Here is a 12346-nt window from a genome sequence, read left to right on the forward strand (position 1 = left end):
GATGTCACTACTCGAAGTCAACGACCTCTCGGTGCGGTACGACGCCGGAGAATCGCAGGTCCACGCCGTGGACGGCGTGAACTTCAGCGTCGAACACGGTGAAACGTTCGGTCTCGTCGGCGAATCGGGATGCGGAAAGACGACGCTCGGCAAATCGCTCGTCCACCTCCTCGACGCGAACGGGTACGTGGAGCGAGGCGAAGTGTGGTTCGACGGGACGCTCCCGAGGTGGGAGGACCAGAACGGCGAACCGCGTCGTGAGATAATCGAGGACGACCAGTATCCCGTCCGCGAAGACGGGAAGACCGACCTCACCGAACTCGACGACCAAGACATCCGCGACGTGCGGTGGCGCGACATCGCGCTCATCCCCCAGAGCGCGATGAACGCGCTGAACCCCGTCTACAAGGTGGGCGACCAGATAATCGAGGCCATCCTCCGCCACGAACCGAACACGACGAAGGCGGAGGCCGACGAGCGCGCACGCGACCTGCTGGAGCGGGTCGGTATCGAACCCAATCGGGCGGACGACTACGCCCACGAGTATTCGGGCGGGATGAAGCAGCGCGCGGTCATCGCCATGGCGATGGCGTGCAACCCCGACATGCTCATCGCCGACGAACCGACCACCGCGCTCGACGTCATCATTCAGGACCGCATCCTCGAGGAGATAGAGGAGCTACAGGACGAGTTCGACGTGTCCATTCTCGTCATCAGTCACGACATCAGCGTGATGGCCGAAATCTGCGACAAACTCGGCGTGATGTACGGCGGCAAGATGATGGAGAGCGGACCGAAGGAGGACGTGCTGGAGTCGTCCGCGAACCCGTACACGCTCGGACTGAAGAACTCGTTCCCGACGGTCAAACAGGAACAACAGCAGTTGGTCTCGATTCCGGGGTCGCCGCCGACCCTGCTCGACCCCAGTGAGGGCTGTCGGTTCGCGGACCGATGTCCGTTCGTCGTGGACGAGTGTCACACGTCGCATCCGCCGATGTACGACGTGGAGGCCGCCGAGACGGGGACGCGGACCGAAGCGAACGACCGCCACGCCCACCGTTCGGCGTGCTACCGAGTGGACGACCTCGAACAGATGCGCGAAGACGCAGCCAAGGAGAAAACATGGACCGAAACGCAGACCCACTGATAGAAGTCGAGAACGTCTCGAAGTGGTTCGACATGTCTCAGGGGGTCGTGGACCGCCTGATGGGCAAGGATCCCAACCCCGTGAAGGCAGTGGACGACGTGTCGTTCACTATCAACGAAGGCGACATCATGGGCATCGCGGGCGAGTCCGGGTGCGGGAAGACCACGCTCGGCAAGTTGCTCGTGCAACTCCACGAACCCACCTCGGGAAGCATCCGGTTCGACGGCAACGACATCACCGACATGTCCAACGAGGAGGAGCAGGAGTTCCGCAAGCGGGTCCAGATGATATTTCAGGACCCCTTCGAGAGCCTCAATCCCCGGATGACGGTGTTCCAGTCGGTCGTGGAACCGCTCCGCATCAACGACATGTACGGCGGGTACAACGAGCGCCGCGAGCGCGTCATCGAGGTACTGAACGAAGTGGGTCTGTCGCCCGCCGAGGCGTACCTCAACGAGTTCCCGAAGGAACTCTCCGGAGGCGAACTCCAGCGAGTCGCCATCGCGCGGGCGCTGGTGGTCAATCCGGACTTCGTCGTCTGTGACGAACCCGTCTCGATGCTCGACGTGTCCATCCGGGCGGGCGTCCTGAACCTGATGAAGGAGTTGCAGGACGAGTACGGCCTGACGTACGTCTTCATCAGCCACGACCTCTCGCTCATCCGGTACATGTGCGACCGGACAGCCATCATGTATCTGGGCGACCTCATAGAGCAGGGACCGACCGACGACGTGGTGATGGACCCGAAACACCCCTACACCGAGGCGCTGTTCGACGCGGTCCCCGAGGTGGACCCCGAGTCCAAGCGCCACCGCGCGAACGTCACGGGCGAGGTGCCGAACCCGCGGAACCCGCCGTCTGGATGTCGGTTCCACCCTCGCTGTTCGAAGATAATCCCGCCCGAGAACTGGACCGGCGACCAACCCGCCTTCCGCCGCGTGTTCAAGTTCAAACGAGAGGTGGTCACCGAGCAACTCGACCCGGAAGACCTCGGAATCGGTCCGGGGACGCCACCGGACCGGGCCGCCGACGAGTTGCTCGAACACGGACTCGCGCTCGAACTCCCCGAGGAACACAAATCCGAGGGCGAGACGGGAACCACCATCGAGTGGCGGCAGCTCGACATCCCGCAGGACGCCGAGCAGACCTTGCGGGAGACCGCCAGACGAGTCGTGGAGGGCGACTACGACGCGGCCCGGGAGCTACTCGACGGCGAGTTCCAGACGATCTGTGCGCAGGAACACCCCGACCTCCGGACGGCAGGCGACCAGATAACCGCGTGTCACCTCTACGAGGGTGACCACCAGAAGACGCGGAGGGCGCGGTCGAACGCCGACGACTGACGCGCACTCGCCGCTCTCTCGTTCTGACGACCGGATCGAAACCATCGGACAACGTTTATGTTGTTACGGCAACCCGTCTTTGACAGTGTATGACAGGCCGTATTCCCTTCGGTGGGCAGAGACCGACCGCAGTGGGATCGTTTCTGCTGGTGGCACTCGTCGCGACGATGCTGTTCGTACCGACGTTCTCCGCACACGTCGCAGTGATGAACAAGGTCAGCATCGACGCGACGGCGACCGAGGTCGCCACCTCGGACGACGGGAGCCAACTCGTCGTCGAGATTCGAGTCCGCAACCCGACCCGAAGTGCGTTCACCGCATCGTACGGTCGATTGTACGGGAAGGTCGGTAACCGGACGCTGACGACACCCGGCGTCGAACTCGACGGAGGGGCTATCGGCGCGGGCGAAACCGGGACCGTTACCGCGCGCATCGAGATCGCGGACGGCTCTCGCGAGGAAGCCGCGGCCGCCGTCGAGTCCGAACGACTCCGCGTGGTCGGCCAACTCGAAGGGACCATTCAGGACGTGAACGTCAGAATCGACGTGACGGAGGGCGAAGTCGATGGCTGAGCGCACGCGTACGATGTCCGGGGTCGAACTCGACGGCGTCCGGACGAACCTCCGCCTCCTCGCGCTCACCCTGTTCACCGGGTCGGTGGCCGGGATGGGGGCGTTCATGTCGGTCAAGCACACGCTCATGCCGCTGGGAGTCTCCCAGACGTGGGCGTACGTCGTCATGGCGCTCGGCGGCGCGTACAACCATCTCCTCGCGAGAGACCTCACCGAGAGCATCACGCTGGCGTTGGGGTCGTTCCTCGTCGGACTCGCCTTCCACGTCGCGGTGTGGATCGCGCCGCTCTGGCTGCTGCCGTATCCCCCGCTCGCGCGGGACGTGCTCCTCCCGAAGATGCTCGGTCAGGCGATTGCCGGTGCAATCTTCACGTACTTGATGACGTTCTTCGGGGCGTACTTCGCGACGGTGCTCGTCGGCGGCTATCTCGAAGGCTAACCGAGGCGTTTTTGAGCCACCGCGCGCAACGTGAACTCGTGTCGAAGGACACCCCGAATCCCGAGAAGTCGGTGCGCGAACGAGGGACGTTCGCGAGCCACAACGACGACCCCACGCTCGCCAGTTACCTCTCGTCGCTGTTTCTGGTGCTGTCGGTCCCGGGGTTCATCGCCGCGGCCTACGCCGGACACTGGGCCGGACTCTACGGGTACGGTTCCATCGTCCCCGCGTTCGCGGGACTTCTCGTCGCCTCGCTCGCGGTCGCGTTCTCCCTGATGCACTGGCTGACGGGCCGATAATCGACGACCAAAGACGCTGGCTGACGGTCTCAGTACGTATTGGTCCGCAGGGTCATGTAGAACACCACGACCATCGCGGCCACGAGGAGGGAGAACTCGGTCCGCGTGGGGGACCCCGACGTTCCGTCGAAGAAGAAGGCCAGACTGGCGAGTCCGAGTCCGACCGCCAGCGTGAAGAGGAGGAGAGTTTTGGTTCCCTCGTCGGTCAACCAGACGAGTATCGTCTCCTTCGGGTCGTTCATGTCGGCGACTCAGTACCAGATGTCCTTGTAGTCGCAGTTGACGGGTTCGTTCGTGACGTTCTGAGCGAGCGCCATCGACGTGAGCGCGACGGTCGAGTCGGCGGTGAACGTCTCTTCTTCCTCGTCGCGCCACTCGCAGACGCCGACGCCGACTTCGAGTTCCCAGTCTCGAATCGTCAGGAGCCACTCGTCGGGGAGTTCCTCCGCGTCGTCTCGGACTTCCACGCGGAAGAGGTACTTGTACGTCGTCTCGTAGCGGTCGCTGATGTCCTCGCCAGCCATGTACTCGGGGAACGGCGGCGTGCCGAACAACTGGACCAGTCGATAGAGCGCCGTGCCGACGTCGCCCTCGGCGACCTCGCCGGGTTCGTCGGTCAGCGGTGCCCGAACGTCGAGGTCGTCGCGGTCGTTTATCACGTCTTCGACGAGGACGTGGCCGTCCTCGCGGCGGCGACGAATCTCGTCCTGCGGAATCGGTTCGAGCACCAGATTCTGTAACTGTTCGAGGTCGGGCGTGTCGGGGTGAGTGCGAACGTCTACCGGCATATCAGTAGGCGAAGTAGTTGAAGCCGCGCCATCCGAGATAGCCCGTCACGAGCGTGCCGATACCGATGGCAGTCACACTGATAGCCTCGACGGTGCTGACGGCCCCCTGCTGGATCGGGTCGAGACCGAGGTACAGCGTGAGGCCCACCATGGTGAGGATGTATCCGACGACGATGCCGAGTAGCATGATAACTAACGACGCAAAACCCGCCGGACCACGGAGGGGTTTCGGTACTTGTTCGCGTATCGCCATGGTTTGTGGTACTATTCGCCAAGGTTAAAAGTTCCGCACTTCCAACGTGACACGGTCCGCCGACTGCTGCTGGCTACCCGCGACCCGGCCGACTCAGTCGCGGACGTCGTCTGAGGGTTCGTCGCTCCTCCGCGCGGAGTCGTCCGCCTGGACGTGTTCGAGTCCGTCACCGCCTAGGGGCGACATCTCCGGGTCGAACTCCCCTGTCTGGTCCGGGTCGGGCGATTCGTCGGTCGTCCCGCCGGACCCGTCGGGTTCGTCGGACGGCATGGCGACGTACTCCTCGGTCGGGGTCCGGAAGCGGTAGCCGAGGACGATGAAGAGTCCGCCGAGGACGACCCGCAGGACGACCCACGGCGAGGTGACGGCGTACTCTCCGGTCACCACCCCACCGTGGAGGGCCTCTCCCACGAGGAGCGCCCCGACCACGAGCAGGAACGTACTCAGCATCGCCAAGAACCGTACTGAAAGCACGCACGGTGGTTGCTAGTGGCACGATTTACGCCTTCCGGTTTCACGTCGATCCGATGATACGCCGAACCGCGGACGAAACTCCGGGCGAACTCGTCGACACGGTTCGACGTCCCGGCGTAGAAACAGTTTTTCTTCTGACTAAATCGCATATTTGTCAAAATTCTTTCACTTTATCGCGCCGTTATAGTGTCACCTGATTCAGCACGTACTCCACCGCAGGATGTCAATTCGCCGTCCAGTCGGCCACAATTTTCATTATGCCTCCATTGACCATGTAAAGTAAAGTATGAGGACGTATCTCTTCTCTGTTACGAGGTTTTTTGCGTCATTAGGCGAGGGGAATAGCCAATGAGCGACGAACGAGACGCGGGGGACGCCCCCGACGAAGAACGGTCGCAGGCCGTCGAGGACTCGTCCGGCGGTCACGACGCCGACGCGCCGACGCCAGACGAGTCGAGCGCGCGGCGGACGGACGACGACTCGGGACCGGCCGAGGCGGGAGAATCCGACAGTCGGAACCCCGATACGGGAGCGACCGACTCGGACGTCACTGCCGACGAGGACCAGACAGTAACAGAAGACGGCATTGGAGACGACGCCGAGTCCGGAAGCGACGTCGAGTCAGGAACTGAAGCCGACGTCGAGGAGACCGCCGACCCCGACGAGGACACCGACCCCGTGGACGATGCCGGGAACGAATCCGCGGACAGTATCGGAACGGAATCCGAAGACGTCCCCGAGAGCGAATCGGTCGACGACCCCGAGAGCGAGACAGTGGACGATACGGAGGGAGAACTCGGGAACGACGTCGAGAGCGAGGCAGACGACGGGGTGGAGTCCGAATCCGGCGTCGACGCGGACTCGTCCGAAGACGGGGACGGGCCGGACGCGCTCGACATCAGCGACGAGGAGCTAGCCAGCGCGGGCGTCACGGTCGGCGAGTACGACTGGGAGGCGTTCAAGGAGGAGTTCTTCTACGAGAACGGGAGTCCCCCGACCAACTGGCGCGGGAAGCCACGCCCCTTCGACGCCGCGGAGTATCTCGGCCACGAGGCCGACGAGACCGGCGCACGCGTCGAAGACGCCGCCGGGACCGCCGCGGGACTCAGCGCCTACTTCGAGGACTTCCTCGACCCGGAGGAGACGCCGGTCGCGCTCGGCGAGTACCTCTGGGAACACTTCCGCTACGAGTACTACTACGACGAGGCCGAGGACGGGATGGCGCTCCCCCGGGACGAGTCGGGCGAGGTCGTCCCCTTCGACCGGGGCGAGTGGCTCGGTCACGACGACTTCCCGGCCAGCGTCTTCGAGGGCGGTCTCGCCGTCACCGACCTGAGCGCGAGTTTCGAGGAGTGGCTCGACCCGGCGACCACGCCGGTCACGAAGGGCGAGTACTACTGGGAACACTTCAAGTACGAGTATTACTACGAGGACACCGACGTCACCGCCCCCGAGCGCCCGCGAGACGACGAGGGCGACATCGACCGCTTCGAGAAGGAGGAGTGGCTGGGCTTCCCCGAAGAGGACCTCGAAGAACTCCTCGCCGAGGGCGCACACGACGCCCGGAAACTCCTGAAGATAGAGGACGAGCGCACGCTCGACGTGCCCGAGGAACTCGACGAGGACGCCTTCTTCTCGACGGTCGAGGGCCACACCACGCTGGTGAACCGCTACGACTTGGAGAAGGAGGTCGCGCTCCCGAAGAAACAGCACTTCAGGGAGGTGGACCGCTACTGGGTCAACAAACCCTACTCGTTCGTCGTCATCTTCCACTCCGAGAAGGAGAACGAGACCAAGTACTACATGGTGGAGCCGTACTGCACGCCCATCGAGGACGACCTGCAGGAGTTCCTGACCCAGAAGCTCCGGTCGTCCATCAAGTACTCCAGCGACGACGTGGTCGTCGATGCAGAGGAGGAGGAACGGGGAGACGTCATCGAGCGCGAGGCGCTCCAACTGCTCGCCCGCTACGACCTCTACGCCGAGAACGACGGCGAGCGCGCCCGACAGCTCCGGGAACTGCTCGACCGCTACGACGAGACCAGAGACGCCGTCTCGGCGTACGTGGACCGGATTCGGACCGAGACCGACGCCGCCTTCGAGCCGATTCGAGACGCGCTCGAACGACGACAGGACGACGATACAGATTCGACGGCCGAAACCGCCGACGGAGACTCGGACGAAGACCTCGGCGACGCAGATGCCGACGACCCCGAGGCGGACGACGACGCCACGGACGACGCCGAACCGTCGCCGGACGCCGACGCCACAACCGACGAGGTCGCGGCCGACGGCGGCGCAGTCAGCGACGGCCCGGACGCCGAGGCCGAAACCGCAGCCGAGACGACCGAGGAACCGGCGTCTCCCGACTCGAAAGCGGCGTCCGGAGACGGCGACGAGGAGACCGACTTACCCACGAGTCCCGACGACGCGGGCGAGAGCGACCTGCCCGAGACGGCCGAGTCCGACGACGAACCCCGAATCCGTCTCGACGAGTACCTCGACCTCGACTTCGAGGCCGAGGGGACCCTGCGCGAGCAGGTCCGGACAGCGGTGGAGACCAAAATCGAGGACCTCGAACCCGACGACTCCGGCGGCCTCGACGGTATCTCGGTCCGGCCCGAACCGGTCCTCATCGAGGAGGACGACGAGACGCTCTCGGAGTATCAGGCCGAGAAACTGCTCTACTTCCTCCGACGGGACTTCGTGGGCTACGAGCGCATCGACGGCATCAAGCACGACATCAACGTCGAGGACATCTCGGTGGACGGCTACAACTCGCCGGTGTTCGTCTACCACACCGACCACGAGCAGGTCATCTCCAACGTCTACCACGGCGAGGACGAACTCGACGACTTCGTGGTCAAGATGGCTCAGCGCTCGGGCAAGGGCATCTCCAAGCGCCAACCGCAGGTGGACGCCACGCTGCCCGACGGGTCGCGCGCCCAGTTGACCCTCGGCCGGGAAGTGAGCGACCACGGGACCAACTACACCATCCGGCAGTTCAAGGACGTGCCGTTCACGCCGGTGGACCTCGTGAACTGGAACACCTTCTCGCTGGAGGAGATGGCGTTCATGTGGCTCGCCATCGAGAACCACAAGTCGCTCATCTTCGCCGGGGGCACCGCGTCCGGGAAGACCACCAGCCTCAACGCGGTGTCGCTGTTCATCCCGAGCAACTCCAAAATCGTCTCCATCGAGGACACCCGCGAGGTCGAACTGCCCCAGCGCAACTGGATTGCCAGCGTCACCCGGCCCTCGTTCTCCGACGACGACAAGGGCGACGTGGACGAGTTCGACCTGCTGGAGGCCGCGCTCCGCCAGCGCCCCGACTACATCGTGATGGGCGAGATTCGGGGCGAGGAGGGTCGGACGCTCTTTCAGGTCATGTCCACGGGGCACACGACCTACACCACCTTCCACGCCGACACGGTGGGCGAGGTGCTGAAGCGGTTCACGACCGAACCCATCAACGTCTCGAAGACGCTGTTCACCGCGCTCGACTTGGTCTCCATCCAGACCCAGACGCGCGTGCAGGGGAGCAAGGTGCGCCGGAACAAGTCGCTCACCGAGATAAACGAGTACAACGCCGAGAACGATGAGATAAACGTTCAGGACATCTTCCAGTGGCGCGCCGAGGACGACGAGTTCATGCGCCTGTCGGGGTCGAACACCATGGAGGACATCATGTTCGACCGCGGTTGGGACCACGACAGACTGGAGCGCGAAATCCTCAAGCGCCGGGTCATCCTCGCGTACCTCATCAAGAACGGTCTCAACGAGTACACGCAGGTCGCCGCCACGGTGCAGGCGTTCATCAACGACCCCGACACCATCCTGACGCTCGTGGCCAACGAGCAACTCGAAGAGAGCCTCGAAGACCTCCGGGAGATGGAGAGCGTCCAGATCGACGTGGACCCGAAGAAGGAGGAGATGGTGCCCCGGCCCGACCCCGGCGAGGAGACCTACGAACTCGCCAAGGGCATCCTCGCGGAGGCCGAGGACCGACTCCTCGACGACTACCGCGGGGCCGACGCCGACGTAGAGGGTCTCGCGGTAGCGCTCGCGGAGTCCGCCGAACCCACCGACGCGCCCGCCGAAGTCGAGGTCGACCCCGACGCCGAATCCGACCCCGAGACTGACAATCCCTTCGGGGACATTCTTGGCGGTGACTCGGACGGGCGCGGCCCGTTCCAGGACACCGAGTCGGTCGGCCCGGAGGACAGCGTCCGGAACGTCAACGACGCCGGGGAACTGGGAAGCTTCCCCGAGGTCTACGACGAGGACGAGTCGGCCGAGGACGGTTCGTTCGGCGACTTCGAGGCCGCCTTCGACGCCGACGAGCAAAGCTCGTCGAGCCGTCAACCAGCGGCTGACGACGCCGACGAGCAACGCTCGCCGAGCAATCAGTCGAAGACTGACGACGCCGACTCGCGGGACTCCGACGACGAGGAGGACGAGCGATGAGTCACGGGAACCCGGGCAGTCCCGGCCGGTCGGCCGACGCGCTGGCCGACGCGTTCTACCCCCTCTTCGACTACCTGTTCGACGAGGACGGCGACTTCGTGGACGACGTGGAGACGAAACTCGCCGAGGCCCGGATGCCCGACACCGTGGAACTCTACCTCTCGCGAGGGCTGGCGATAGGCGTCCTCGCGGGCGTCGTCCTCTGGTTGCTCGGGACGTTCGTCGGGTACGTGTTGTTCATGACCGGCGTCGTGGAGGTGGGAGTCCTCATCGGCGTGCCGGTCCCCAACCAGACGGTGGCGTGGATAATCAAGACGTTCAAGATTCCCTCGCTGGTCGCGGTCAGCGGACTGGTGTTCGGCGCTATCGGCTTCGGCATCGGCTTCGGGTTCGTCGTCGGGATTCCCTACATGCGGGCCAGCGAGCGCGAACGCGAGATAAACATGCTGCTGCCCGACGCCATCTCGTTCATGTACGCCCTCTCCATCGGGGGTCTCAACCAGCTCGAAATTCTGGAGGCGATGGCGATGGCCGACGACACCTACGGCGAGGTGGCCCGCGAGTTCCAGTCCATCGTGCAGGAGACCGAGTACTTCGACACCGACTACCGGACCGCGATTCGCAAGCGGTCGCTGGAGACGCCCAGCGACGAACTGGGCCAGTTTCTGACCGACATGCTCTCCATCGTCAACTCCGGCGGGGACATGAGCGACTTCCTCGACGACAAGAAGGACAAGCACATGCGGACCGCCAAGCAGCAACAGGAGATGACGCTGGAGACCCTCGAACTGTTCGGCGAGATGTACATGACCCTCTCGCTGTTCCCCCTGCTGCTCATCATCATCCTCGTCATCATGTCGATGCTCGGGCAGGCCAAGGAGTCGATGCTGTACGCCACGGTCTACGGACTGATTCCGCTCACGGGCGTCGGGTTCCTCGTGTTGGTCTCGACCGTCAAGCAGGACGACCCCGGCGACGGCTACCTCAACCCCGCCGACGGCGGCGACCGACTCGAGGCCACCACCGGCGCGGGCATCCTCCACCTCGGCCTCATCGAGAAGTACGTCGGCGATTTCTCGGTCTTCGACCGCATCAAGAGCCGCGAGGGGACCTTCGAGACCGTGGCCCTGCTGAAGCGACCGCACATCTTCTTCCGGGACCACCCCCTGTTCGTCCTCGGACTGACGTTCCCCGCCTCGCTGGTGCTGGTCGGCAACGCGGTCTGGACCGGCGCGGCCCCCCGGAGCTTTCAGGAGATGGTCGCCAACCCCATCTGGGGGACGTTCATCTACGTCTACGTCCCGGTGTACGTCAACTTCCTGCCGCTGGCGATATTCCACACGTGGAACGTCCGGTCGCGGCAGGCGGTCATCAGCAAGCTCTCGGACAACCTGCGAAAGCTCTCCTCGGCGAACGACACCGGCCTGACCCTGCTCGAATCCATCCGGACCGTCGCAGACACCTCGACCGGAAAGCTCGCCGACGAGTTCGACGTGATTCACGCCAAGGTCGAGTACGGGATGAGCCTGAAGGCCGCGCTCATCGAGTTCAACAACCGGTATCACATCCCGCGCCTCGCCCGGACGGTCAAACTGGTCTCGAAGGCCCAAGAGGCCTCCAGCCAGATTACGGACGTTCTCTCGACCGCGGCGCAGGCCAGCGAGAATCAGGACGACATCGACCGCGAGCGCAAGTCCCGCTCGCGGATGCAGGTCGTCATCATCATCATGACCTACCTGACCCTGCTCGCGGTGATGGCCATCCTGAAGGTCAAGTTCCTCGACGTGATGGCCGGACTCGCCGGACAGGCCTCCTCGTCGGGCGGCGCGGGCGCGAGTCAGTTCGGCGGCGGCGTGGACACCACGCTCCTCTCGATGCTGTTCTTCCACGCCGTGACCCTGCAGGCCATCCTCTCGGGGTTCATCGCGGGCTACATCCGGGACGCCTCGCTGCTGTCGGGCGTGAAGTTCGCGGTGGTACTGCCGACCGTCGCGCTCGTCACCTTCTCGTTCATCTAACCATGCACGCACGAACCGACAACCCGAACGGGAACGGCGCCCGCGGTGGTGCGCGAGGCCAGACCAGCGTCGATTTCGTGGTCGGGATGAGCGTCTTCCTGCTGACGGTCGTGTTCGTCGTCGCGTTCCTCCCCGGCGTCTTCGAACCGTTCACCGCCAACGGCGAGGGCGACGTGCTGGCGGCCGACCGGACCGCGACGCTGCTGGCCGAGCAGTTGCTCGCCGACCCGTCCTCGCCGTCGGTCTTCGACTCGGCGTGTACCGCCGAGTTCTTCGACGCCGCGGGCGACGGCGCGGGCGGGGCGGCCGGGTGCCAGTTCACCACCGACGCCGCGGACCTCGATGCCGCGCTCGGGGTCGGCCCCGCGGTGGCGGTCAACGTCACCGTCGAGGAGAACGGCACGGTGCAGTCGGTCAGTCCGGGGGGAACGCCGGTCTCGCTCGACGCCGGACCGACCCCGCCCGAATCCGAGAGCGTGGTCGTCTCCCGTCGAGTGGTACTGCTCGGCGGCGAACAGCGCGACCTCTACGTGAGGGTGTGGTAGC

The 12346-nt window shown here is 64.5% G+C and carries 12 protein-coding genes; 8 read left to right on the forward strand and 4 right to left on the reverse strand.

Going from position 1 to position 12346, the window contains the following annotated elements; genetic code table 11:
• Position 1: 1 nt before the first annotated feature.
• From NGM06_RS11900 to NGM06_RS11920, 5 genes are all read left to right on the forward strand, one after another.
• Entirely contained in the window at positions 2–1147 is a 1146-nt protein-coding gene (locus NGM06_RS11900; RefSeq protein WP_254267167.1) for an ABC transporter ATP-binding protein, read from the forward strand.
• A complete protein-coding gene (locus tag NGM06_RS11905; RefSeq protein WP_254267168.1) occupies positions 1123–2490 on the forward strand; it encodes an ABC transporter ATP-binding protein in 1368 nt (455 codons plus the stop codon). Before NGM06_RS11900 ends, NGM06_RS11905 begins: the two co-directional genes overlap by 25 nt.
• A gap of 89 nt (positions 2491–2579) precedes the next feature.
• Entirely contained in the window at positions 2580–3062 is a 483-nt protein-coding gene (locus tag NGM06_RS11910; RefSeq protein WP_254267169.1) for a hypothetical protein, read from the forward strand.
• Positions 3055–3501: a hypothetical protein gene (locus NGM06_RS11915; RefSeq protein ID WP_254267170.1), complete on the forward strand. Its 447-nt coding sequence runs from the start codon at positions 3055–3057 to the stop codon at positions 3499–3501. Before NGM06_RS11910 ends, NGM06_RS11915 begins: the two co-directional genes overlap by 8 nt.
• Before the next feature lie 38 nt (positions 3502–3539).
• Entirely contained in the window at positions 3540–3800 is a 261-nt protein-coding gene (locus tag NGM06_RS11920; protein ID WP_254267171.1) for a hypothetical protein, read from the forward strand.
• 29 nt (positions 3801–3829) lie between these two features.
• On the opposite strand, the gene NGM06_RS11925 is transcribed toward NGM06_RS11920, so the two are convergent.
• The 4 genes from NGM06_RS11925 to NGM06_RS11940 form a co-directional block, all read right to left on the reverse strand.
• Positions 3830–4042: a hypothetical protein gene (locus tag NGM06_RS11925; protein WP_254267172.1), complete on the reverse strand. Its 213-nt coding sequence runs from the start codon at positions 4040–4042 to the stop codon at positions 3830–3832.
• Between the two features lie 9 nt (positions 4043–4051).
• Entirely contained in the window at positions 4052–4588 is a 537-nt protein-coding gene (locus NGM06_RS11930) for a hypothetical protein (protein WP_254267173.1), read from the reverse strand.
• Position 4589: 1 nt separating this feature from the next.
• Positions 4590–4775, reverse strand: coding sequence for a hypothetical protein (locus NGM06_RS11935; RefSeq protein WP_254267174.1), 186 nt, complete (start codon positions 4773–4775; stop codon positions 4590–4592).
• Positions 4776–4934: 159 nt separating this feature from the next.
• Positions 4935–5315, reverse strand: coding sequence for a hypothetical protein (locus tag NGM06_RS11940; protein ID WP_254267175.1), 381 nt, complete (start codon positions 5313–5315; stop codon positions 4935–4937).
• Positions 5316–5663: 348 nt separating this feature from the next.
• On the opposite strand from NGM06_RS11940, the gene NGM06_RS24315 reads away from it, so the two are divergent.
• The 3 genes from NGM06_RS24315 to NGM06_RS11955 are packed head-to-tail and all read left to right on the forward strand — an operon-like array spanning position 5664 to position 12345.
• Complete coding sequence (locus NGM06_RS24315) at positions 5664–9782, forward strand: type II/IV secretion system ATPase subunit (protein WP_368410438.1); 4119 nt, start codon at positions 5664–5666, stop codon at positions 9780–9782.
• A complete protein-coding gene (locus tag NGM06_RS11950) occupies positions 9779–11800 on the forward strand; it encodes a type II secretion system F family protein (protein ID WP_254267176.1) in 2022 nt (673 codons plus the stop codon). Before NGM06_RS24315 ends, NGM06_RS11950 begins: the two co-directional genes overlap by 4 nt.
• Before the next feature lie 2 nt (positions 11801–11802).
• A complete protein-coding gene (locus NGM06_RS11955) occupies positions 11803–12345 on the forward strand; it encodes a DUF7287 family protein (protein WP_254267177.1) in 543 nt (180 codons plus the stop codon).
• Position 12346: the final 1 nt, after the last annotated feature.

It is taken from the genome of Halorussus aquaticus (assembly GCF_024218795.1).
In the GTDB taxonomy this organism is placed as follows: Archaea; Halobacteriota; Halobacteria; order Halobacteriales; family Haladaptataceae; genus Halorussus; species Halorussus aquaticus.